22 protein-coding genes are annotated in these 21,800 nt (G+C 72.9%); 6 read left to right on the forward strand and 16 right to left on the reverse strand.

Annotated features, from left to right (window positions below):
- Nucleotides 1–41: 41 nt before the first annotated feature.
- The gene (locus tag QOL16_RS16490) at nucleotides 42–1,079 is read right to left on the reverse strand and encodes an aldo/keto reductase (RefSeq protein ID WP_065962063.1); all 1,038 of its coding nucleotides are present in this window, start codon (nucleotides 1,077–1,079) and stop codon (nucleotides 42–44) included.
- A 120-nt stretch (nucleotides 1,080–1,199) separates the two neighbouring features.
- Here QOL16_RS16490 and QOL16_RS16495 point away from each other — a divergent pair, with 120 nt between their 5' ends.
- The gene (locus tag QOL16_RS16495; RefSeq protein WP_071246023.1) at nucleotides 1,200–1,745 is read left to right on the forward strand and encodes a TetR/AcrR family transcriptional regulator; all 546 of its coding nucleotides are present in this window, start codon (nucleotides 1,200–1,202) and stop codon (nucleotides 1,743–1,745) included.
- Nucleotides 1,746–1,824: 79 nt separating this feature from the next.
- Here the strand turns inward: QOL16_RS16495 and QOL16_RS16500 are convergent, their stop codons facing one another.
- The gene (locus tag QOL16_RS16500) at nucleotides 1,825–2,790 is read right to left on the reverse strand and encodes a LysR family transcriptional regulator ArgP (protein WP_370692545.1); all 966 of its coding nucleotides are present in this window, start codon (nucleotides 2,788–2,790) and stop codon (nucleotides 1,825–1,827) included.
- Between the two features lie 22 nt (nucleotides 2,791–2,812).
- Between QOL16_RS16500 and QOL16_RS16505 the strand changes: the two genes are divergently transcribed.
- Complete coding sequence (locus QOL16_RS16505) at nucleotides 2,813–3,691, forward strand: LysE/ArgO family amino acid transporter (protein WP_071285453.1); 879 nt, start codon at nucleotides 2,813–2,815, stop codon at nucleotides 3,689–3,691.
- A gap of 195 nt (nucleotides 3,692–3,886) precedes the next feature.
- On the opposite strand, the gene QOL16_RS16510 is transcribed toward QOL16_RS16505, so the two are convergent.
- The 5 genes from QOL16_RS16510 to QOL16_RS16530 form a co-directional block, all read right to left on the reverse strand.
- Entirely contained in the window at nucleotides 3,887–5,362 is a 1,476-nt protein-coding gene (locus QOL16_RS16510; RefSeq protein WP_065962057.1) for an APC family permease, read from the reverse strand.
- A gap of 257 nt (nucleotides 5,363–5,619) precedes the next feature.
- A complete protein-coding gene (locus QOL16_RS16515) occupies nucleotides 5,620–6,492 on the reverse strand; it encodes a hypothetical protein (protein WP_139266512.1) in 873 nt (290 codons plus the stop codon).
- 85 nt (nucleotides 6,493–6,577) lie between these two features.
- Nucleotides 6,578–7,399, reverse strand: coding sequence for an alpha/beta fold hydrolase (locus QOL16_RS16520; RefSeq protein ID WP_071285455.1), 822 nt, complete (start codon nucleotides 7,397–7,399; stop codon nucleotides 6,578–6,580).
- A gap of 150 nt (nucleotides 7,400–7,549) precedes the next feature.
- A complete protein-coding gene (locus QOL16_RS16525; RefSeq protein ID WP_071285458.1) occupies nucleotides 7,550–8,062 on the reverse strand; it encodes a methylated-DNA--[protein]-cysteine S-methyltransferase in 513 nt (170 codons plus the stop codon).
- Nucleotides 8,059–9,669 carry an Ada metal-binding domain-containing protein gene (locus QOL16_RS16530; protein ID WP_071285460.1) on the reverse strand — a complete coding sequence of 537 codons (1,611 nt, stop codon included), beginning with the start codon at nucleotides 9,667–9,669 and terminating at the stop codon, nucleotides 8,059–8,061. Before QOL16_RS16530 ends, QOL16_RS16525 begins: the two co-directional genes overlap by 4 nt.
- 135 nt (nucleotides 9,670–9,804) lie before the next feature.
- On the opposite strand from QOL16_RS16530, the gene QOL16_RS16535 reads away from it, so the two are divergent.
- The gene (locus tag QOL16_RS16535) at nucleotides 9,805–10,368 is read left to right on the forward strand and encodes a molybdenum cofactor biosysynthesis protein (RefSeq protein WP_253181629.1); all 564 of its coding nucleotides are present in this window, start codon (nucleotides 9,805–9,807) and stop codon (nucleotides 10,366–10,368) included.
- Nucleotides 10,369–10,433: 65 nt separating this feature from the next.
- On the opposite strand, the gene QOL16_RS16540 is transcribed toward QOL16_RS16535, so the two are convergent.
- Nucleotides 10,434–10,979 (reverse strand): type 1 glutamine amidotransferase domain-containing protein, encoded by a 546-nt coding sequence (locus QOL16_RS16540; RefSeq protein WP_065962051.1) that lies wholly within the window; start codon nucleotides 10,977–10,979, stop codon nucleotides 10,434–10,436.
- 308 nt (nucleotides 10,980–11,287) lie between these two features.
- On the opposite strand from QOL16_RS16540, the gene QOL16_RS16545 reads away from it, so the two are divergent.
- Entirely contained in the window at nucleotides 11,288–13,009 is a 1,722-nt protein-coding gene (locus tag QOL16_RS16545; protein WP_065962049.1) for an RNA-binding domain-containing protein, read from the forward strand.
- A 3-nt stretch (nucleotides 13,010–13,012) separates the two neighbouring features.
- Here the strand turns inward: QOL16_RS16545 and QOL16_RS16550 are convergent, their stop codons facing one another.
- The 4 genes from QOL16_RS16550 to folE all read right to left on the reverse strand — a co-directional run bounded on the left by QOL16_RS16550 (nucleotide 13,013) and on the right by folE (nucleotide 16,118).
- Complete coding sequence (locus QOL16_RS16550) at nucleotides 13,013–13,666, reverse strand: HAD-IA family hydrolase (protein ID WP_083395184.1); 654 nt, start codon at nucleotides 13,664–13,666, stop codon at nucleotides 13,013–13,015.
- A 156-nt stretch (nucleotides 13,667–13,822) separates the two neighbouring features.
- A complete protein-coding gene (locus QOL16_RS16555) occupies nucleotides 13,823–14,575 on the reverse strand; it encodes a pyrimidine reductase family protein (protein ID WP_071285461.1) in 753 nt (250 codons plus the stop codon).
- A complete protein-coding gene (gene folP, locus QOL16_RS16560; RefSeq protein WP_071285463.1) occupies nucleotides 14,572–15,510 on the reverse strand; it encodes a dihydropteroate synthase in 939 nt (312 codons plus the stop codon). The genes QOL16_RS16555 and folP overlap by 4 nt, the downstream gene beginning before the upstream one ends.
- On the reverse strand, nucleotides 15,507–16,118 hold the full coding sequence (gene folE, locus QOL16_RS16565) for a GTP cyclohydrolase I (RefSeq protein ID WP_253181628.1): 612 nt from the start codon (nucleotides 16,116–16,118) through the stop codon (nucleotides 15,507–15,509). The genes folP and folE overlap by 4 nt, the downstream gene beginning before the upstream one ends.
- A 150-nt stretch (nucleotides 16,119–16,268) precedes the next feature.
- Between folE and QOL16_RS16570 the strand changes: the two genes are divergently transcribed.
- Nucleotides 16,269–17,741, forward strand: a complete 1,473-nt coding sequence (locus QOL16_RS16570) for an NCS2 family permease (RefSeq protein WP_065962043.1) — start codon at nucleotides 16,269–16,271, stop codon at nucleotides 17,739–17,741.
- A gap of 124 nt (nucleotides 17,742–17,865) precedes the next feature.
- Here QOL16_RS16570 and QOL16_RS16575 read toward each other — a convergent pair whose 3' ends face one another.
- From QOL16_RS16575 to QOL16_RS16585, 3 genes are all read right to left on the reverse strand, one after another.
- A complete protein-coding gene (locus QOL16_RS16575) occupies nucleotides 17,866–18,330 on the reverse strand; it encodes a hypothetical protein (protein WP_065962042.1) in 465 nt (154 codons plus the stop codon).
- Between the two features lie 192 nt (nucleotides 18,331–18,522).
- Nucleotides 18,523–19,800 (reverse strand): MFS transporter, encoded by a 1,278-nt coding sequence (locus tag QOL16_RS16580; RefSeq protein WP_071246007.1) that lies wholly within the window; start codon nucleotides 19,798–19,800, stop codon nucleotides 18,523–18,525.
- Complete coding sequence (locus tag QOL16_RS16585) at nucleotides 19,797–20,369, reverse strand: transcriptional regulator (protein ID WP_071285465.1); 573 nt, start codon at nucleotides 20,367–20,369, stop codon at nucleotides 19,797–19,799. Before QOL16_RS16585 ends, QOL16_RS16580 begins: the two co-directional genes overlap by 4 nt.
- A 97-nt stretch (nucleotides 20,370–20,466) precedes the next feature.
- On the opposite strand from QOL16_RS16585, the gene QOL16_RS16590 reads away from it, so the two are divergent.
- Nucleotides 20,467–20,991: a DUF1697 domain-containing protein gene (locus QOL16_RS16590; protein ID WP_065964301.1), complete on the forward strand. Its 525-nt coding sequence runs from the start codon at nucleotides 20,467–20,469 to the stop codon at nucleotides 20,989–20,991.
- 15 nt (nucleotides 20,992–21,006) lie between these two features.
- Here the strand turns inward: QOL16_RS16590 and QOL16_RS16595 are convergent, their stop codons facing one another.
- A complete protein-coding gene (locus tag QOL16_RS16595; RefSeq protein ID WP_083395177.1) occupies nucleotides 21,007–21,774 on the reverse strand; it encodes an SDR family NAD(P)-dependent oxidoreductase in 768 nt (255 codons plus the stop codon).
- Nucleotides 21,775–21,800: the final 26 nt, after the last annotated feature.

The raw sequence follows: 21,800 nt of genomic DNA on the forward strand, positions 1-21,800 counted from the left end.
GAGGTGGCGCGCTGGGTGCGCGTCGGGACGGGCACCGGGCGTCAGACGGCGGCGGGACGCTCCCCGAGGGGTCGGCGGCGCAGTTCCGGACGGAGGAGCGCCGGCGGCTCGTACTGCTGGTCGAGCCGACGGACGTCGGTGCCGGGCGGGACGATCGCGTCGATGCGGTCGAGCACCTCGTCGGACAGGACCACGTCGGCCGCGGCGAGCAGGTCGTCGAGCTGTTCCGACGACCGCGGTCCGATGAGGGCGCTGGTCACCCCCGGGTGGGCGATCGCGAACGCCAGGGCGAGGTGGGTCATCGGGATGCCGGTGTCCTCGGAGAGTGCGACGACCTGCTCGACCGCGTCGATCCGCCGCTCGTCCTGGTCGTGGCGGAACATGCCGACGCGAGCGAGGTCGGTCTCCTGTCCACGACGGAACCGGCCCGTGAGCATCCCACCCGCGAGCGGGCTCCAGACGAGCGTGCCCATGCCGTACCGCTGGGCGACCGGCAGGACCTCGCGCTCGATGCCGCGGTTGAGGATCGAGTAGGTGGGCTGTTCGGTGCGGAAGCGCTCGAGGCCGCGACGTTCCGAGGTCCACTGCGCCTCGACCTGCATCGACGCCGGGAAGTCCGAGCTGCCGATCATCCGGACCTTGCCGCTCCGCACGAGGTCGGTGAGGGCGGACAGCGTCTCCTCGAGGTCGACCGTGTCGTCGGGCCGGTGCGCCTGGTACAGGTCGATGTGGTCGGTCTGCAGGCGGCGGAGCGAGTCCTCGACCGCGCGGGTGATCCAGCGACGGGAGTTGCCACGACGGTTCGGGTCGTCGCCCATCGGGCCGTTGAACTTGGTGGCGAGGACCACGTCGTCGCGTCTGCCGGCGAGCGCCTTGCCGAGGAGGACCTCGGATCCGCCCTGGGAGTAGCGGTCGGCGGTGTCGATGAGGTTGATGCCGGCGTCGAGTGCACGGTGGACGATGCGGATCGAGTCCCGTTCGTCGCCGTTGCCGATCCGGCCGTCGGTGCCGAGCATCATGGCCCCGAGGGCGAGCGGGCTCACCTGGACACCGGTCCTGCCGAGGGTGCGGTACTGCACGGGATGCCTCCTGTCCGTGGCGTCCCGAGCTCCGGTGTCCTATCGTGGTCCGAAGTGGAACGCTCTTCCGGAAGCATACGGAACGGCTTTCCGTTTACGCAACCCCAGATCGGAGGACCCGTGCGCGCCGACGCCCGCCGCAATCTCGACGCCCTCGTCGACGCCGCTCGCGAGGTCTTCGCCGAACACGGTGTCGACGCCCCGGCGAAGGTGATCGCGGACCGGGCCGGGGTCGGGGTGGGCACGCTCTACCGGCACTTCCCGTTGCGGTCCGACCTGGTCGTCGCGGTCTTCCGGCAGGCCGTCGAGGACTGCGCGGACGCCGCCGGGACGCTCAGCGCGGAGCACGCACCGGACGAGGCGCTCGCGCTGTGGCTCCGTCGGTTCACGGGGTTCGTCGCGACGAAGCGGGGGCTCGCCGCCGCGCTGCAGTCGGGCGACCCGGCGTTCGAGGGGCTGCACCCCTACTTCATCGATCGCCTCGGCGGCGCGCTGACCGGGCTCCTCGACGCCGCGTCGGCCGCCGGGTCCATCCGCAACGACCTCGACGCCACCCAGCTCCTCCGTGCGGTCGCAGACCTGTGCCACGGAGCGCCCACGACCGAACAGAGCCAGCACCTCGTCGGGCTGCTCGTCGACGGGCTGCGCTGGCGGGCGACCGCCTGACGGCTCGCGCCGGTCCGGCGCCGACCCGGCCGGGGAACAGGACCCGCGCCGCAGTCGAGCGTGGCGGTGGGCCGACCGCTCAGGCGGGCTGGTGCAGGCGCTCGCGGGCCGTCGAGCGCACGGCGTCCGTCACGCGCTCGAGCAGCGGCGACGCCAGGTTCCACCGCTGCCACCACAGGGCGACGTCGGCGCGGCGTCCGGGAGTCAGCTCCACGAGCGAGCCGTCCCGCAGGCCCGCGGTGCACTGGGCCTCGGGCAGCAGCCCCCAGCCGAAGCCGAGCACGACCGCACGCGCGAAGTCCGCCGAGGTCGGGACGAAGTGCCGCGGACCCTGCGGCGCGTGGCCGAGCACCCGTCGCAGGTACCCCTGCTGCAGGTCGTCGTCGCGGTCGTAGTCGACGAGCGGCACCCGGTCGAGCCGTGCCGTCATGCGGCGTTCGGTGTCCGCACCCCCGAGGTAGCGGGCGACGAACGCCGGGGAGGCCACCGCCCGGTACCGGTCGACGCCGAGCGGGACCGAGGAACAGCCCTGCACCGGGTCCGCCTCGGCCGTGACCGCCGCCATGACGGTGCCGGCACGGAGGAGCTCCGCCGTCCGGTCCTGGTCGGCGCGGTGCAGGTCGAACACGACCTCGGTGTCGGCCCGGACCAGGGCGAGCGCGTCGAGGAACCACGTCGCGAGGGTGTCCGCGTTCACGGCGAGCGGGATCGACGGGACCCCCTCGGCGTCGGTGCCGCCACCGCCGAGCGCCCGCTCCGTCTCGTCGTCGAGGAGTCGGGCCTGCCGCGCGTGCCGGAGGACGACCTCGCCGTCGGCGGTCGGCGCGACCGGCGTGGTCCGCTGGAGCAGGACCCGGCCGAGCTGCTGCTCCATCGCCTTGATGCGCTGCGACACCGCGGACGGCGTGATCGACAGGGCACGCGCCGCGGCGTCGAGCGTGCCGTGGTCGACGGCGGCGAGCAGGGTCTCGAGGTGGTCGCGGTGCAGCCGGAGCATGCAGCGCAGCTTACGGTGCTGCAGGAACGTGAGCTGGACTGCATTCACGCGCGCTCGTAGCGTCGAGGGCGTGGACACCCTCCTGCCCCTGCTCGCCGGCCTCGGCACCGGTCTCGCCCTCATCGTGGCGATCGGCGTGCAGAACGCGTACCTGCTCCGGCTCGCGGTGAGCACGCCGCTCCGGGTCGTGGTCGCGGCGGTGGCGGTGTGTGCACTCTCGGACGCCGTGCTCATCGTCGCGGGGGTCCTGGGCGTCGGGGTCGTGGTCGAGCGGTTCCCGGTCGCGCTCGTCGTGGTGCGGTTCCTCGGGGCTGCGTTCCTGCTCACGTACGGGGTGCTCGCAGCGCGGCGGGCGCTCCGGCCCTCGGGCGACGCGATGCGGGTCGACCCCGTCGCGGACGACGGGACGCCTGATCTCCCGACCACGGACGACGCGGAGCGGGCTGACCTGGCCGCGCCCGACGCGATGCGGGCCGACCGGGCCGCGCACGACGCGGCGCGGGGCGAGCCGGCCGCGGTGCGGGCCGAGCCGGCCGCGGGCCAGACCGCAGTGGCGCGCGCAGGGGTGGCGGCGACCACCACCGGGACCGCACCGTCGGGGCGGACGCGGGTCGCGCCTCCCGGCCGGACCGTGGCGACCACGCGCACGGCCGTGCCGACGATGCGGACCGCCGTCCTGACCATGCTCGTGTTCACGTGGGCGAACCCGCACGTGTACCTGGACACGCTCGTGTTCCTGGGCTCCGTCGCGAACCAGCAGGGCGTCGACGACCGCTGGTGGTGGACCGTCGGGGCGGTCGCCGCGAGCTGCGTGTGGTTCGGCGCCCTCGGGTTCGGCGGGCGACTCCTCCGGCCGCTGTTCGCGCGTCCGCTGACGTGGCGCGTGTTCGACGGCCTCGTCGCCGTGGTGATGCTGTCGTTCGGCGCGCTGCTGGCCGTCGGGGCGTAGCCGGGCCCTGGCCTGGGCTGGGCTGGGCTGGGCTGGGCAGGGCAGGGCAGGGCTGGGCTGGGCTGGGCAGGGCCGTGGCGCGACGTGGCGCGACGTGCTGCCGCACAACAGAAAGCACCTCGCGCCACGGCGATCCGTGGTGCGAGGTGCTCCCCGTTGTGCGCGAGCGCGACCGACGGCCGCCCCGGCCGCCCCCTACTGCAGGCCCTTGCCCACCCGGCTGTTCCGGCGGCTGTACCCGAAGTAGATCGCGAAGCCGATGACCAGCCACACGATGAAGCGCAGCCACGTCTCGACCTCGAGGTTGAGCATGAGCCAGAAGCACAGCACCGCCGAGAGGATCGGCAGCACCGGCACCCACGGCACCCGGAAGGCGCGGGGTGCGTCCGGCCGGGTCTTGCGGAGCACGACGATGCCGATCGACACGAGCACGAAGGCCGACAGCGTGCCGATGTTGATCATGCCCTCGAGGCGCTCGACCGCGGTGAACCCGGCGATGAACGCGACGATCACACCGGCGACGACCTGCACGCGCACGGGCGTCTGCGTCTTCGGGTTCGTCTTCGAGAACCAGCGCGGGAGCAGACCGTCACGGCTCATCGAGAACACGATGCGCGACAGCCCGAGGAGCAGCACCATGACCACCGTGGTCAGGCCGATGAGCGAGCCGATCGCGATGATGCCCGCGGCCCACGGCAGCCCGACGATGTCGAAGGCCGAGGCGAGCGAGGGGGCGTCCTCCTGCGCGAGCCGCTGGTACGAGACCATGCCGGTGATGACGATGCTCACGCCGATGTAGAGCAGGGTGACGATGCCCAGGCCGATGAAGATGCCGCGCGGCAGGGTCTTCTGCGGGTTCTCGGTCTCCTCGGCGCTCGTCGCGACGACGTCGAACCCGATGAACGCGAAGAAGACGAGCGACGCCGCGGCGAGCAGCCCGAACACGCCGTACTGCGCGGGTGCGGCACCGGTCACGAAGGACACGAGCGACTGCGTGAGGACGCCGCCCTCGGCACCCTTCGTCGGCTCGGCCGGCGGGACGAACGGGGCGAAGTTCGCCGCCTTGACGAAGAACGCGCCGGCGATGATCACGAAGACGACGATCGCGACCTTGATGACCGTGATCACCGCGGACACCCGCGACGACAGCCGCGTGCCGAACGCGAGCAGGAACGTGAACACGCCGACGATCAGGACCGGGCCCCAGGTGAAGCCGATCGGACCGAGCTGGATGGTGTCCGGGACGTCGATGCCGAACACGCCGAACGCGGTGCTCAGGTAGATGCCCCAGTACTTCGCGATCACGGCGCTGGCGGTGAGCGTCTCGAGGATGAGGTCCCAGCCGACGATCCACGCGAGCAGCTCGCCCATCGTGGCGTACGTGAAGGTGTACGCGGAGCCGGCGACCGGGATCGTCGACGCGAACTCGGCGTAGCACATGATCGCGAGACCGCAGGTGACGGCGGCGAGCAGGAACGAGATGATGACGCTCGGTCCGGCGAAGTTCGCGGCGGCGTTCGCGCCGACCGAGAAGATGCCGGCACCGACGGCGACCGCGATGCCCATCGCGGCGATGTCGAACGTCTTGAGGGACCGCTTGAGCGAGCGACCCTTCTCCTCGGAGTCGGCGAGGGAGGCCTCGATCGACTTGATGCGGAGCGGTGATGCCATGGGGGTTCCCGTCATCGGCTGGCGGTGGACCCCGTGAGGGTACTGGTGTACCAGGCCGTCACGCAAACGGTGATGTACCGGGGCGGACAGCGGACGGGAGGCGCGGTGCGGCTCGGCGGGCGGGCTGCGGTCCGCCGTCGGGGCGGTCCACCGCCGCGGGCTGCGGTCCGCGCCCGGGGCCGCGAGCGCGGCCTGTGGCCTGTGGGCTACGGCCTGCGGGCTGTAGGCTGTGGGCTACGGGCTACGGGCCGTGCGGTTCAGGCGCCGCGGCGCCACTCGGCGAGGAAGCGGGCGCCGGCCTCGTCGTGGATGACCCCGTCGGGCGCGGTGAGCACCGGGTACGGCGTCTCCGGGACCCCGTCGGCGGGACGGACGTCGACGTGCGCGACGTCGTGGCCGTTCGCGTGCAGCCAGTCCGCCATCGCGTAGTCGCTGCGGGAGTCGCCCATCGTCCGCCAGGTCACGGGGAGCTCGCCGTCCTCGGCCAGCAGCTCGAGGGAGCGCTCGGCGCCCATGTCCTTGCCGGAACGGTCGGACTCCACGTCGGTCGAGATGATCGTCGGGTCCACGCGCCACTGCACGGCACCGGTCGCGTCGGGCCGCACGTCGTCGAGCCGTCGGACACCGAGGCCCCGGCGCTCGAGGGCGGCCATCGCCTTCGCGTCGAACTCGGCCTGGCGGGCGAGGTACGTCGCGTTCGGCACCTCGACGCGCTGCTCGATCGACACCATCGCGCGCTTCGTCTCGTCGAAGAACACCAGGTCGGCGTACTCGTCGCGGACCAGCTCGCGCATCTCGTCGGCGAAGTCCCGCGGGAGGGCGAGGTCCCCGGCGACGGTCAGCTCGCCCGTGCCGCCCTCGTACTGCGGACCGATCGAGCACCAGACGGCGCCCTTCTCGCACACGGCGTGGACCCGGCCGCCGGCGGCGAGGCCCCCGGCGAGCAGCGGTGCGACGACCTCCTGCCGGATGAAGGCGTCGCTCCGACCGGTGTTGAAGACGATCGGGACGCCCTCGGCGGCGAGCGCGACGAGGTCCGTGACGATCGACTCGATGGCGATGGTCCGGGTCACGGGGCTGGCGAGGGGGCCGTCGACGTCGAGCAGCAGGCCGAGGCGGGGAGCAGTCACGGTCCCATCCTCTCGCAGTCGAGAGGCGATCGGGCGCGGGCAGCGGCTGACGGCCGACGACCGAGTACGACCGACGCCCACAGGCTCAGCCGGCTGCGCCCACCCCGGCGAACCGGTCGACCAGGTCGGCGAGCACCGCCGGGTCCGGCACGTGGCCCTGCCCGTGGACGACGAGGTGCCGCGACCCGGGCACGGCCTCGGCGAGCGCGGCGGCCGCGGCGCGCATCCAGTCGGGGCTCGCGTCACCCGCAGCGACGAGGACCGGGACCCCGATCGAGGAGGCCACCCGCTCGGGGACGGCCAGGCCGCCGAGCACCCGGACGTCCCGGGCGAGCACGTGCGCGTCGGTCAGGAGCGCCCGCCACAGACCGGACCGCAGCCGCAGCGCGGTGACGTGCCCCATCGGCAGGCCGAGCACCTGGCCGAGGAACGCGCGGACCGCCTGCGCCCGTCGGCCCGCGGCGACGTGCTCGCCCAGGGCGTCGGCGAACAGGACGTCGTCGGCGTGCGGGTCGACGGTCGCGCGGTACGGCGGTTCCCAGAGCACGGCACGTCGGATCGGGACACCGGCGGCGAGGGCACGGACGAGGAGTCCGGCACCGACGCACATCCCCAGCGCGTCGACCGGCCCCTCGACCGAGGCGACGACCGCCGCGACGTCCTCGACCTCGCGCTCGATCGACCACGGCAGGGTGTCGCCGCTCGCGCCGCGCCCACGGCGGTCGACCGTGACGACCCGGTAGCGGTGGCGGAGGGTGTCGACGAGTGCGTCGAGGCCCGGGGTCCCGTGGTGGTCCCACGCCCCGCCGAGGACGAGCAGTGTCGGCCCGGTACCGGACTCCGAGACGGCGAGGACCGTCCCGTCCCGGGAGACGACCGTGCGGTCGAGGGGCCGGTCGACGTGCATGGTGTCCTCGTGGTCGTTCGGTGGTGCTGCTGCGGGGGTCTTCGGGACGACCGTGCGGGTGTCCCCGAAGCATGACAGGCCCCCGCTGTGCCGTCACCACCCGCGTCCAGGGGGAGACCGACCGCACCGTCCGCACCCGCACGGCCCCGGTCAGACCAGCGCCGTGACCCCCACGGACTCCCGCTCGAGCAGCGACCGCTTGACGTCGAGCCCCCACGCGAACCCGCCGAGGCTGCCGTCCGACCGCAGCACCCGGTGGCACGGCACGAACAGCGCGGGGGCGTTCCGCGCGCAGACGCTGGCCGCGGCGCGCACCGCATCGGGTCGGCCCATCGCCGCCGCGAGCTCGGTGTAGGTCAGGACGGTGCCGGCCGGGATCGCCCGGAGCTGACGCCACCCCTCGGTGAACAGCTCGGTGCCGGCCTGCCGCACCGGGACCTGCATCGCGTGCTCGACCTCGCCCGCGTAGAACGCGTCGATCGCCTCGGCAGCGGCGACCCGGCCGTCGGTGATGCGCTCGGGACGGTGCCGTTCGGCGAGCCGACCGACGATGCGCGCGGCGTCGTCGGTCCACCCGGAGGCGAGGACGCGCCCGTCGGCGTCCTCGAGCACGGTGAAGGGGCCGTCGGGGGTGTCCAGCGTCTGGATGGTCGCGTCGTTCATCGGGGGTCCTCCTGCGGGGTCGTCGTCGTGGTCGTCGTGGTCGTCGTGGTCGCACCGGTCGGCACCGCGACCGTCGCCGCGGCCCGCTCGGCGGCGGCACCCGCGCGGTCGACGATCGGTCGCCAGCAGTGCATCGTCAGGTAGCTCCGCCACGGCGCCACCTGCTCCGACCGTAGGGACAGCTCGCGCGTCGCACCGGGCAGACCGAGTTCCTGTGCACCGTTCCGCACCGCGAGGTCGCTGTGGAGGAAGACGTCCGGGTGGTGGCGGACCCGCAGCGCGACGTAGTCGGCGGTCCACGGCCCGATGCCCTTCACCGCGAGGAGCCCGGACCGCAGCTCGTCGAGGGACTGCCCGGCGTCGACCACGAGCGACCCATCCGCGAGCGCCGCAGCGACCCGTAGGATCGTCTCCACGCGGGCCGTGGGGCCGCGCAGGACCTCGCGACCGCGTGCGGCGATCGTCGCCGCGTCCGGGAACAGCAGCCCGCCGGGCAGGATCTCGTCGGCGACCGGGGCGCCGAGCGCCGCGACGAGCCGGGTCTGCGCCGTGCGGGCCGCCGCCACCGACACCTGTTGGCCGATCAGGGTGCGGAACAGCACCTCGTGCGCGTCGACGTGCCCGGGCAGTCGGATCCCGGGCACCCGGTCGACGGCCGCGGACAGCTCCGGGAGGGTGGCGAGCACCGCGTCGACGGCCAGCGGGTCGGCGTCGAGGTCGAACAGCGACCGGACCCGCGCCACGAGCGTCGGGAGGTCGGACAGGGTGGTGAGCCGCACGCGGAGGGCGAGCCCGGTGCGCCCCGCGCGCGACCCGGCCCCGTCGGGGACCGCAGCGGAGGCGGAGAAGCGGGCCGGGCCTCCCGGCAGCGCCACCAGCCGTCCGTAGGCGGTGACCCGCCCCGCGGCGTCGCGATCCATCTGCTCCAACCCGGGCAGGGCGTGCAGCGCGTGCCAGTCGAGCAGGCCCTGCACGTCGAACGGCGCACGCGCGGGCAGGTGCACGTGCAGCCAGCCGTCCGTCGCGCGCTGCAGCACCCGTCCGGCGCGCAGGGCGGTCGGCGTGACGGCGAAGACCTCGCGCACGGTGTCGTTGAACTGCCGCACGCTCGCGAACCCGGCCGCGAAGGCGACGTCGGCGACGGGCAGGTCCGACGAGGTGAGGAGCGTCCGCGCGGTCTGCGCCCGGTGCGCCCGGCTGAGCGCCTTCGGTCCGGCGCCGAGCTCCGCGGTCATGATCCGACCGAGCTGCCGTTCGGAGTAGCCGACGCGTGCCGCGAGACCCGGGACGCCCTCCCGTTCGACGACGCCGTCGAGGACCAGGCGCATGGCCCGGCCGGCGACGTCCTCGCGCAGGTCCCACTCCGGGCTGCCGGGGGTCGCCTCGGGGAGGCAGCGCTTGCAGGCGCGGAAGCCGGCGAGGTGCGCGGCGGCGCTCGTGCGGTAGAACGTGACGCCGGTCTCGCGCGGAGTGCGGGCGGGGCAGCTCGGCCGGCAGTAGATGCCGGTCGAGTGCACGGCCGTGACGAACTGACCGTCGAAGCGGGCGTCGCGCGCGGCGACGGCACGGTACCGCTCGGCGTGCGTGGCGTCCGTCGTGGTGCTCATGCGGTCAGCCTGACACGGGCCACCGACGTCCTCTGGCGGGAATCGGACACGGCAGCGAGGGTGGGCGCGGGCCGTCGGCGCGCATCCTGGGGCGGTCGCCGGGGGACGGACGGGAGGCGCGGCTAGCGTGGGCGAGTGACGAACGTGGACGACGCGGCCGGCCCCGGCGACCTGCCGTGCACGACCGACGTCGAGGTCGCACAGCTGCTCGTGTCGCCCCGGCACCGGTACGCGGGGCGCCCGGCGGACGGTGCGCTGCCCGCCGACGGACCGGAGCTGGTGGACCGGGTGGTGCTGCGCGCGGGCCTCGGCATCGTGGGCGACCGGTACTTCGCCGCGCGGGCGCACGTGCACGCGTCGGTCACGGTCGTCGGGCTCGAGGGCCTCGAGGAGGTCGCCCGCGCGGTCGGCGCCCCGGTCGACCCGGCGGCGACCCGGCGGAACGTGTTCCTCCGCGGCGCCGACGTCGAGGCACTCCGTGGGGAGCCGTTCTCGCTGCAGAGCCCCGGCGAGGACCCGGTGCTGTTCCGCGGGTACCGTGCGGCGAACCCGTGCGCGTGGATGGACCACGAGGTGGCTCCGGGAGCGTTCCGGGCGATGCGCGGACACGGGGGCGTCCGCTGCGACCCGGGGTCGGACGGCGTGCTGCTGCTCGGCCCGGCGGTGCTGCGGACGGCGCGGCCGGTCGCGCTCGGGTGAGCACGACCGGCCGCGACGGGCAGCGACGCGGGGTCAGGCGGTGCGGGCCTGGTCGCGGCGCCGGGTCAGGCGGTGAGGGCCTGCTCGATCGCGTCGACGAACGCCGGCAGGTCGTCGGGGTTGCGCGAGGTGATGAGGCCGCCGTCGACCTGCACCTCACGGTCCACCCACTCGGCGCCGGCGTTCCGCACGTCGGTCTGCAGCGACGGGAACGAGGTGATCGTCTTCCCCGAGACGACGCCGGCCTCGATGAGGGTCCACGGGCCGTGGCAGATCGCGGCGACGGGCTTGCCCGCCTCGGCGAACGCCTTGACGAGCGCGACCGCGTCGGCGTCCTGTCGGATGGTGTCGGCATTGATCGTGCCGCCGGGGACGACCAGCGCGTCGTAGTCGCCCGCGCCGCTGACACTCCCGATGGTGGTGTCGACGGAGACCGACTTCCCCGGGTCCTTGTCGCCGACGAGGGTCTCGATCGAGCCGGACTCCTGCGCCGCGACGGTCACGTCCGCGCCGCGCTCGCGCAGCTGGTCGGTGGGGACGACGATCTCGTCCTGCTCCACGCCGTAGTTCGTCGCGATGACGAGGATCTTCTTGCCGTCGAGGGATGCCATGGTCGCTCCTTCCGCGGCCGAGCTCCCGGCCGCACACGCCTGCCGGGGGTTCCGACAGCTACCGCGCGCCGGGCTCGCCCCGGCCACGCGCGCGGCCGTGGTCCCGGCCGCGGGCTCCACGGTCGTCGGCGCGCCCTGGACGCGTTCGCAGTCCGGAGCCGACGCTCAGCCGCGGACGCGGAAACCGGCCCCCTCGGGCGTGACGGTGAGCCCGTCGTACCCCGTGATGCACTGTCGCCTGTTCCAGTTTGAGGCTAGTTTGGGGCTGCTCAGAAAATCTCAATCGACCCAAAGGATGCTCAAACTCCATGGTCCACGTCGAATCGCTGCTCGCTCAGATCCACGACGCGCAGGCCACGGCGAACGAGCTCGAGAACGAGACCCTCGACTTCAAACGCGAACAGAAGTCCAAGCAGGACACCGCGCACGACATGGCGGATGCTGCGGCATGCTTCGCGAACGCGACCGGAGGGACGATCGTCCTGGGAGTCGCAGACGACGTCAAGGGGCCCGCCGCGTTCATCGGAACCGACCTCGACCCCACGTACCTCCGTCGACGGATCTACGACGTGACGCGCCCGTCCCTCGACGTGTCGGTGCAGCCGCTGACCCATCACGGCGTGACGTTGCTGGTGATCGAGGTTCGAGAGGGACTCGAGGTCTACTCCTCCCGACAGAAGATGCCGACGAAGCGCGTCGGGGACCGCTGCGAGCCGATGAGCACTGCCGACGTGAGCCGCCTCGACGACGAGAGACGTGGTGGGGACTGGAGCGCCGCTTCCTCCTTGCGACCGCTCGCGGACATCGACGGAGATGCTCTGTCCCTGCTCCGGTCGTACGTCCGTCGTTCCTCCAGCACAGCACTGAGCACACTGGCCGGATCTGGGACCGAGGACCTGCTCGCCGCTCTCGGTCTCGTCCACAGCCCCGGCATCCTCAACCGAGCTGGCGCGATCCTCCTGAGTGCCCCCCGAGACGGTCGCGAGGTCCTGTCGTACCAGCACCGCATCTCTGCAGGAGGCGAAACAGACCTCGGCCGCCGTTGGAACGGCCCGTTGCTGACTGCTTACGCTGAGCTCGTCGCCCTGCTCGAGGCCAGGATCGGTACGACCCCGGTGAACCTCCGGTCCGGCCAACAGGTCCAGATCGAGGACTACCCGTTGACTGCGGTTCGCGAGGCGCTGACCAACGCCGTCATGCACGGGGATCACCGCGACCATCAGCCCATCCAAGTGGAGCACTCGCCCGAAGCCCTGACGATCATGTCGCCCGGAACGCTCGTTCCGGGGATCTCACCCGAGAACATCCTCACCCATCCGCCGAAGTCCCGGTTCCCTGCCCTCGCGGATGCTCTCCGCTCGCTGGGGCTCGCAGAGCGGTGGGGCCAGGGCGTCGATCGCATGTTCCGCGAGATGATCAGGAACGGGAGGTCGGCCCCCACGGTCGGCGTCCGGACGGGCGAGCGGCCTGAGACGATCGTCCAGCTCGCGGGAGGCCCGCCGAACACTCGGATCACGAAGTTCGTCTCTGAGCTGCCCGACCGCGACCAGAACGACACCGACGTTCTTCTTCTCGTCTCGTACCTGACGACCAACAAGACCATCACTGCCGCCAAGCTGGCGACGGTGGTCCAGCGACCCGAAGAAGCCGCTCAGAACCTGTTGACGAGGATCGCCAACGACGAGGAAGGGTTCCTCGAGCCAACGGCTGGCACCAAGAACGCTCGGAAGCCGACCTATCGCTTCCGAGGTTCTTCGATAGCAGCCCTCGGCCCGGCGATCACGTACCAGGCGCGCTCCGACACCGACCGTGCCCGGAAGGTCACGGACCATGTCCGCGAGTACGGAACGGTCAACAACGCCACGGTTCAGCGACTCTTCGACGTGGATGTGTACGCGGCTCGCGATGTGCTGCGCGACCTCGTCGACCAACGGATCCTCGTCCGGGTGAGCGAGCAGAAACGAGGCCCTTCGGTGAAGTACGGCCCGGGCGAATCCTTCCCGGAGAAGGCGTCTCGACGAGCACGATGAGGCTCAGTCGCGGACGCGGAAACCGGCCCCTTCGGGCGTGACGGTGAGCCCGTCGTACCCCGTGATGCGCGGCAGTCCCTCGGTGACCGGGGCGGTGAGGGTGCCGACGACGACGGTCGTGGCCCCGGAGGCCAGCGCCGCCTCGACACCGGCGGGGGCGTCCTCGAACGCCAGGCACTGCTCGGCGGACACCCCGAGCAGGGCGGCCCCGCGGAGGTACCCCTCGGGGTGCGGCTTGCTGCGCTCGGCGTCCTCGGACGGCACGAGGGCCTCCGGCACGGGGACCCCGGCCGCGACCATGCGCTTCACGGCGAGCTCCCGCGGGGCGCTCGTCACGAGGGCCACGGGCACGCCGGCGTCGAGCAGGCGCTGCACGAACGCTGCGGCCCCGGGGACCTCGACGATGCCCTCGGTGTAGTCGATCTCCGCGGCGATCATCGTGTCGACGATCGCCCGCTGCTCCGACGACGGCAGGTCGGGCAGGAAGCGCTGGACGGTGTCGATCGTCTGGCGGCCGTGCGAGAACCCGAGGATCTCGACCGGGTCGAGGCCGTGCTGCTCGCCGAACCGGGTCCATGCCGCCTCGACCACGGTGGTCGAGTCGACGAGCGTCCCGTCCATGTCGAACAGGACCCCGGACACCACGACGTCGATCACACGACCGACCCTAGCCCGGTGGACACCGCGGTCGGCGGAACCGCCGCGTCCGGCGGTCAGGCCAGCAGGCGAGCAAGCGAGCAAGCGAGCAAGCACGCAAGCACGCAAGCACGCAAGCACGCAAGCACGCAGGCACGCAGGCACGCAGGCAGCCGACTAGCGCGCCCGCACCCACCGCGTCAGCAGCACCCCGCCGTCGCCGAGCAGCACGTGCGCCGGACGCATCCGCCGCAGCTCGGGTGACGAGCCGGTCGCGATCCGCGGTCCCGCGCCGCCCTCGAGCGACGGGTCGATCGTCAGCGTCAGCTCGTCCACCGCGTCCGCCGCGACGAGCGCCCCGAGGAACGACGGCCCGCCCTCGCAGTGGACCCGGTCGAGCCCCCGCTCCGCGAGGGCGGCACGCAGCGCACCCACGTCGACGGCCGTGTCGCCGCACACCACGACGTCCGCCACGTCGGCCAGCGCACGCCCGGAGGACGACGCGGCGCCGGTCCCGGACGTCAGCACGAGCGGCCGCACGGGCGCCTCGGTGAACACCCGCGAGGACGCGTCCACCGACCCCGAGTTCGTCACGATCGCGAACACCGGGTGGTCGGGCATCCCGTGGGCCCGGCGCCACGCGACGTCGGCGTCGTGCAGCACCATCGGGCCGTACTCCTCGTCGCGCACGGTCCCGGCGGCGACGAGCACCACGTCGGCCACCCGACGGAGCAGGTCGAACACGCGCAGGTCGTCGTCGCCGCCGAGCGCGGCCGTGCGGCCCGAGGCGGACGCCGATCCGTCGAGCGTGGCCACGAAGTTCACCCGCAGCCAGGGCCCGTCCGGCACGTCGGCGGTGTAGCGGGCGAGCAGCTCGTCGTCCGACAGGTCGGCGATCGACGCCGGCAGGGCGGGGGGCAGGTCGCTCACGTGTTGTGCCTCGCTTCCACGGGTTCGCGCCAGCCGAGGACCGCCCCGACCATGCGCATGGCGTCGACGCTCTCGACGACGTCGTGCATCCGGACGATCCGCGCGCCGAGCATCGCGCTCACGGTCGCGGCGGCCAGGGAGCCGGACAGCCGCTCGCCGCGGGGACGCCCGAGCGACTCCCCCACGAAGTCCTTGTTCGACACCGCCGCGAGCACCGGGTAGCCGAGCGCGACGACCTCGGGCAGACGTCGGGTCAGCTCGAGCGTGTGCACCGTGTTCTTGTTGAGGTCGTGCCCCGGGTCGACGATGATCCGCGACTCGGGGATGCCCGCGGCGAGCGCCCGGTCGACCCGCTCGCGCAGGAAGTCGACGACCTCGCGGCCGATGTCGGCGTAGCGCGGCGGCTCCGGCAGCTGCTGCCGCGGTGGGGCGGTCGAGTGCGTGATGACGATCGTCGCGTCGGAGTCCGCGACGACGGCCGCCATCCGGGGGTCGGACAGGCCGGTCGTGTCGTTGACGACGCTGGCGCCCGCTGCGATCGTCGCGGCGGCGACCTCGGGGCGGAAGGTGTCGACCGAGATCACGACGTCGGACTGCTGTGCGAGCTGGGACACGACGGGCAGCACGCGGTCGATCTCGTCCTCGGCGGAGAGCTCGGGGCCGGGGGCGAACTTCACGCCGCCGATGTCGACCCAGTCCGCGCCCTGCTCGGCGGCGCGCACGGCGGCCTCGACGGCCCGGTCGAGCGCGAAGGTCGCACCCTTGTCGTGGAACGAGTCCGGGGTGCGGTTCACGATGGCCATCACGGCGACGCGGTGGTCGAAGTCGAAGGTGCGCCGGCCGATGGTCCGGACCGGGCCGCGCAGGTCGGGCACCACCCAGCCGGGTGCGGTGGACCCGGGACGGAGGCCCGTGGTCGGCTGCTCGTGCGTCATGCGTCCGCCTCGTGGTCGGTCCCGGCGCCGGCTCCGGCACCGATCAGTGCGATCGCCTCGGCACGTCCCGCGGCGTCGGCCAGGCTGCCGGTCGCCGCGACGGTCACGGTCGACGAGCCCGACTGCCGTTCGCCACGCGCCGTGACGCACTGGTGCCGGGCGTCGAGCACGACGAGCACCCCCTCGGCGTCGAGGCCCTCGGCGACGGCGGCCGCGACCTGCTCGCCGAGGCGCTCCTGCAGCTGCGGACGCGAGGCGACGGTGTCGAGCACCCGGGACAGCGTCCCGAGGCCGATGAGCTGCTCACCCGGCGCGTACGCCAGGTGCGCGACCCCGATGAAGGGCAGCAGGTGGTGCTCGCACATCGAGCGGAACCGCACCTCCCGGACGACCACGAGCCGACCGCGCTCGCCGTCCTCGGAGTGCACGGCGCCGGAGCGGGCGATCGCGGTGGCGTCCACCCCGATGCCGGCGAAGAACTCGGCGTAGGAGTCGGCGACGCGGGCCGGCGTCCGCTCGAGCTCGGGGCGGTCGGGGTCGTCACCGACGGCGAGGAGGAGCTCACGCACGGCGGCTTCGATGCGCGCGCGGTCCAGACGTTCGTTCACCCGTTCATCCAACACCGTGCCTGGCCGCAGAACGCGACCCGGCACCCGAGGTGCCGTACCCCGTCGAGGCGAGCCGCGCCTCCCGGCCGGTCGTGGTGACCACCGACCAGCGCGACGCGCCGCGCTCCCAGGGTTCTGTAAACTCTCCCGGTGAGCGCCCAGCAGACCGACACCCCGCCCCGGAACCGCTTCGCATCCGGCCTCGACCGCTACTTCTCGATCACGCAGCGCGGGTCGAGCATCCCCCGCGAGGTCCGTGGTGGCCTCGTCTCCTTCGTGACGATGGCGTACATCGTCATCCTCAACCCGCTCATCCTCGGTGGGTTCAGCCAGGACCAGGCGCCGCAGGACGTCCTCGGCGGCTGGCTGCAGAACGCGCAGGTCGCCGCTGCCACCGGCCTCGTCGCCGGTGTCATGACGATCGCCATGGGCCTCGTCGCGAACCTGCCGTTCGGCATCGCCGCGGGGCTCGGGATCAACTCGTTCCTCGCCGTGAGCGTCGTTCACCAGGTGACGTGGGCCGAGGCGATGGGCCTCGTCGTCATCAACGGCGTCGTGATCGTCATCCTGGCGTTGACCGGCATCCGGACGATGATCTTCACGGCCGTGCCCGCGCAGCTCAAGGCCGCGATCACCGTCGGCATCGGCCTGTTCATCGCGTTCATCGGACTCGTCGACTCCGGCTTCGTGCGCACCACGAAGAACGCGTCGCCGCCGCTCCAGCTCGGTGAGGACGGCTCCGTCGCCGCGCTGCCGACCATCGTGTTCCTGATCGGCCTGGTCGTCATCGGCACGCTCATGGCCCGCAAGGTCAAGGGGGCGCTGCTCATCGGCATCGTCGGCACCACGATCGTCGCGATCATCCTGCAGGCGATCTTCCAGGTGCCGACCTCGGTGAGCTCGCCGACCGGCTGGAACCTCAACGCCCCAGGCCTGCCGAACGCGCTGTTCGCCCTGCCCGACCTGTCGCTCGTCGGCCACGCGGACGTCTTCGGCGCCTTCACCCGCATCGGCCCGGTCGCCGCGTCGATGCTCGTCTTCACGCTCGTCTTCACGAACTTCTTCGACGCCATGGGCACGATGACCGGCCTGGCGAAGGCCGCCGGCGTCGCGCACCCGGACGGCACCTTCCCCCGCCTGAAGTCGGCGCTCGTCGTCGAGGGCGTCGGCGCGGTCGCCGGTGGTGGTGCCTCGGTGTCCTCGAACACGGTGTTCATCGACTCCGCATCGGGCATCGGCGAGGGCGCCCGCACCGGCATGGCCTCGGTCGTCACGGGCCTGCTGTTCCTGGCGTCGATGTTCCTCACGCCGCTGACCCAGGTCGTCCCGCTCGAGGTCGCGGCCGCCGGGCTCGTCGTCGTCGGCGCGCTCATGGTGGCGCAGGTCAAGGACATCGAGTGGACGGACTTCGGTGCTGCGCTGCCGGCGTTCCTGACGATCGTCGTGATGCCGCTGACGTACTCGATCGCGAACGGCATCGGTGCCGGCTTCATCAGCTGGGTGCTCATCAAGCTGCTGTCCGGCCGCGGCCGCGAGGTCTCGTGGCTGCTGTACGTGGTCGCCGCGGGCTTCCTGCTGTACTTCGCGCGGGGGCCGCTCGAGGCGCTGCTCGGGGTGGGCTGAGGCTCGGACCCCGCCGGCTACCGGACGGGCGGTCCCCCGCAGCGCTGTGTCGCTGCGGGGGACCGCCCGTTCTGCGTCCGGTGGGACGGTGCGGTTCCCGCCGGGGCGGTCTGGAGGCGCGGGTTCAGTCGCGCAGGTCGGCCGGCTTGGCCTCGTGGCGGCGTCGGCCGTCGGTGCGCCGGTCCTCCTTCATGCTCGCCTCGTACAGGTGGCGCTTCCCGCCGACGAGCTCGTCGCGAGCGGTCTTCTCGAGCTCCTTGGCGAGGGCGTAGTAGTTGTCGTCGTAGTCCTCGACGATCTGGAACGTCCATCGCCCGTCGATCACGTTCCGCCCGACCAGCTCGGTGTCGATCCGCTCGGCCAGCTCGGTGTGCCCGGCCTTCCGGAGCTGCTCGACGGCGTCGCCGAGGTTGAGGTCCGCCGTCCCGGTCAGGCGGTGGAACCCGTAGAGCAGGCCGCGGGCGTGCTCGAGCACCTCGACGGCTGCCGACAGCGTGCCGAGGGCCTCGACGGTCGCCTCGGACACCCCCTCCGGCACCACGTGTGCGTCGTCGGGACCCTGGCCGTCGTCGTGTCGCTCGTCAGTCATGCACCACGTCTACCGGAGGGGCGCTCGTGGTGCTCCGAGGGAGTCGGTGCGGCGGGCGGGCGGCGCCGCGGGCAACCCGCGGCGCGGGGTGCTCGCGGCGCGGGGTGCTCACGCACAAGAGGAAGCACGTCGCACCACGCGATTCCGTGGTGCGACGTGCCTCCCGTTGTGCGCGCGACAGCGCCGCGCCCCTCACGGCACTGGGACGGGCGGCGACGGGGCCGCCGGCGACGCCGCGGGTCCGCGTTCCATCGCCCGCCACGACCCACCGAGCAGCGGGGTCAGCGTGACGAGGGTGTAGACGACCGCCACCACGCCGAACGTCGCCGTCACCCCGATGCCGTCCGCCGCGATCCCCCCGAAGAGCCCGCCGAGCGGGATGCCCGCCCACGACCCGGCCGACAGCAGGCCGAACACGCGGGCCCGCATCGGTGCCGGGATCCGCTCGAGCTCGACGGCCCCGAGGATCGGGTTGAGCGCCCCGGCAGCGAACCCGGACACCACGCACGCGCCGAGCACCCACGGCAGCCCGAGCCCGAGCGCCGGCACCACGAGCGACGGGCCGCCCGCCAGCACGAAGCAGACCACGAACGTGATCCTGCGCGGGACCCGGTGTGCGACGTACCCGAAGGCGAGCGACCCGAGGAAGGCCGCTCCGCCGAAGGTCCCGCTGACGATGCCGAGGGACTGCGCCCCGTCGAGCACCCGGTCGGCGTAGAGCGGCAGCAGCGCCGTGGAGCGAGCGGCGTCGAGCAGGTTCGTGACGAGCACGAGTGCGATGACGAGGCGGAACAACGGGTCGCGCACGCAGAACCGCAGCCCGGCGGCGAGGTCGCGCCAGTACCCGGCCGACGGTTCCACGGGTGCCGCGTCCGGTGCGGCGCCAGGAGCGGTCGTCGACACTCCGCGGAGCGTCAGCACCGCGAGCACCGCTGCGGCCGCGAACACCACCGCGGTGACCGCCAGCGCCGGCAGCGGCCCGACGGCACCGACGAGGAGCCCCGCCGCCGGCGCACCGAGCAGCACGGAGAACCGCACCGACGCCTCGAAGTGCCCGACGGCCCGTTCGAGCGGGATGCCCGCGGCCGCGGCCAGCCCGGGGAGGAGCACCCGCCGCCCGGACTCCCCCGGGGTGTCGAACAACCCGCCGAGGAACACGAGCACGAGCAGCCCCCACGACGGCAGCCCGACGGTCCAGGCGAGCACCGGGATCGCGGCGAGGGTCAGAGCGCTGACGAGGTCGGACACGACACTCGACCGGACGAAGCCGAACCGCTCGACGAGCACGCCGCCGAACGCCCCACCGAGCACGATCGGGACCGTCGCCGCGAAGGCCGCGATCCCGACGTCGGTCGCCGACCCACCACGCGCGAGCACGACGAACGGCACGGCGATGGTCGTCGCGACGTTGCCCGTGCGCGAGACGACCTGCACCGCGAGGAGCGACCGCAGCCGCCAGTGCGCGTTCACGGCCGGGCCGACCGGTAGCTCTGGACCACTGCCGTCACCCGCTCGGCACCGTCGCCGGCCACGTGCTGGTCGCTCACGGCCTCCCACCGGTCGAGCACTGCCTGCAGCTCCGCGCCGAGGTCCCGGAGCTCGTCGACCGTCAGCCGCAGCGCCCGGTCACCGCTGGTGGACGCCGCCACCCACTCGCGCCCCAGCGCCGGCACCGCGTCGATGAAGGCGCGGTACTCGGCGGCGTACGCCTCGGCGACCGTGTGGTCGAGGGCGGAGGCCGCGAGCATCCGCTCGGGGTCGTCGAACGCGTCGGCGAGGTTCCACGACGTGTGCTGCGCGACCGCCCGCCACCAACGCTCGCGCCGGTCGGTGCCGAGCTCCGGGGCCGGTTCGATGAAGCCGGCCCCGGCGAGACGACCGCAGTGGTAGCTGATCGTCCCGGGCGCCTCGTCGACCTGCTCCCCGAGCATCGCGGCGGTCTGCGGCCCCCCGGAACGCAGGAGACCGACGATCCGCAGCCGGGTCGGGTGGGCGAGCGCACGCATGTGCGCCGCGTCGTCGAGTCGCTGGGTGGACATGGCTCGAGCCTAGGTGCACAAGAAAGATTGCGCAATACTTCTTGCGGAACGGACGGGAGGCGCGCCATGCGTCGGTCCCGCACGCTACGGTGCCGAGATGGCCAGGTGGGTCGCGCTGCTGCGCGGGGTGAACGTCAACGGGATCACGATCCGGAGCGCCGAGCTCGCGGCGCTGTTCCGGGAGCTCGGGTACACCGACGTCCGGACCGTGCTCGCGTCCGGCAACGTCGTCTTCACGGCAGACGTGGGCGCGGGCGACGCCGGGACGGTCAAGGCGGCCGTCGAGCAGGGGCTCCGCGACCGGTTCGGGTACGACGCGTGGATCGTGCTCGTCCCGCACGACCGGCTCGCGGCGATCGTCGACGGGTTCCCCTTCCCGTCCGGTCCCGATCGGCACGACTACGTCGTGTTCGGCTCGGATGACGCCGCGCTCGACGCGCTGCTCGAGGACCTGACCGTCGACGAGTCGGTCGAGCGGGTGGCCCGCGGCGACGGCGTCGTCTGGTGGTCGTGCCCGAAGGGGTCGAGCACCGACACCGTGTTCGCGAAGCGGGCCGCCGCCGCACGCTTCAAGCGCACGACGACGACCCGCAACACGAACACGCTCCGGAAGCTCCTGTGAGCCCCGGGCGCTCGGTCAGGCCTGGGCGGGCTGCCCGTTGCTCGCCGTGGTCCCACCGTCGACGGGGAGCACCGCGCCGGTGATGTAGCTCGCGGCGTCGCTCGCCAGGAACAGGATCGCGGCGGCGACCTCCTCGGAGCGACCGCCACGGCCGAGGGACACCCGCTCGGCGAAGGCGTGCTGGAGCTCCTCGTCCTCGGCCTGCTGCTGCGTCATGTCGGTCCAGATCAGCCCCGGCGCGACCGCGTTGACCCGCACGCCGAAGTGGCCGTTGTCGAGTGCCGCCGCCTTCGTGAAGTTCGTGACCCCGCCCTTCGCAGCGTTGTACGGGCTCATCCGCCAGTCGGCACCCATGCCGGACACCGACGACGTGTTGACGACGGATCCCTTGGTCTCGCGGAGGAACGGCAGTGCCGCCCGGGTGCCGTAGAAGACGCTCGACAGGTCGGTGTCGATGACGCGCCGCCACTCCTCCGGGGCGATGTCGGTGATGTCCCCCGAGGTGAACGTGCCCGCGTTGTTCACGAGGACGTCGACCCGGTCCCACCGGTCCACCGCGTCGGCGACGATCGTCTCCCACGCTGCCGGATCGGCGACGTCGGCGCGCAACGGCACCGCGCGCCCGGTCGGCAGGCTGTCCGCAACGGCCCGGACCTTGTCCTCGACGCTGTCCACGAGCAGCACGACGGCTCCCTCGTCGACGAACGCCCGTGCCGTGGCCTCACCGATGCCGGAACCGGCTCCCGTGACGATCGCCACCTTGCCCTCGAACCGCTTGTCCATGGTCGTCTCCTCTCGCTGCACGATGC

It is taken from the genome of Curtobacterium sp. MCBA15_004 (assembly GCF_001865055.2).
Classification (GTDB): Bacteria; Actinomycetota; Actinomycetes; order Actinomycetales; family Microbacteriaceae; genus Curtobacterium.

Bases quoted from the DNA above. Each gene is read 5' to 3' on its own strand.
- QOL16_RS16510 (WP_065962057.1), bottom strand. From the start codon at position 5,362: ATGGCATCACCGCTCCGCATCAAGTCGATCGAGGCCTCCCTCGCCGAC.
- QOL16_RS16520 (WP_071285455.1), bottom strand. From the start codon at position 7,399: ATGCACGTCGACCGGCCCCTCGACCGCACGGTCGTCTCCCGGGACGGG.
- QOL16_RS16525 (WP_071285458.1), bottom strand. From the start codon at position 8,062: ATGAACGACGCGACCATCCAGACGCTGGACACCCCCGACGGCCCCTTC.
- QOL16_RS16530 (WP_071285460.1), bottom strand. From the start codon at position 9,669: ATGAGCACCACGACGGACGCCACGCACGCCGAGCGGTACCGTGCCGTC.
- QOL16_RS16540 (WP_065962051.1), bottom strand. From the start codon at position 10,979: ATGGCATCCCTCGACGGCAAGAAGATCCTCGTCATCGCGACGAACTAC.
- QOL16_RS16545 (WP_065962049.1), top strand. From the start codon at position 11,288: ATGGTCCACGTCGAATCGCTGCTCGCTCAGATCCACGACGCGCAGGCC.
- folP (WP_071285463.1), bottom strand. From the start codon at position 15,510: ATGACGCACGAGCAGCCGACCACGGGCCTCCGTCCCGGGTCCACCGCA.
- QOL16_RS16575 (WP_065962042.1), bottom strand. From the start codon at position 18,330: ATGACTGACGAGCGACACGACGACGGCCAGGGTCCCGACGACGCACAC.
- QOL16_RS16585 (WP_071285465.1), bottom strand. From the start codon at position 20,369: ATGTCCACCCAGCGACTCGACGACGCGGCGCACATGCGTGCGCTCGCC.
- QOL16_RS16590 (WP_065964301.1), top strand. From the start codon at position 20,467: ATGGCCAGGTGGGTCGCGCTGCTGCGCGGGGTGAACGTCAACGGGATC.
- QOL16_RS16595 (WP_083395177.1), bottom strand. From the start codon at position 21,774: ATGGACAAGCGGTTCGAGGGCAAGGTGGCGATCGTCACGGGAGCCGGT.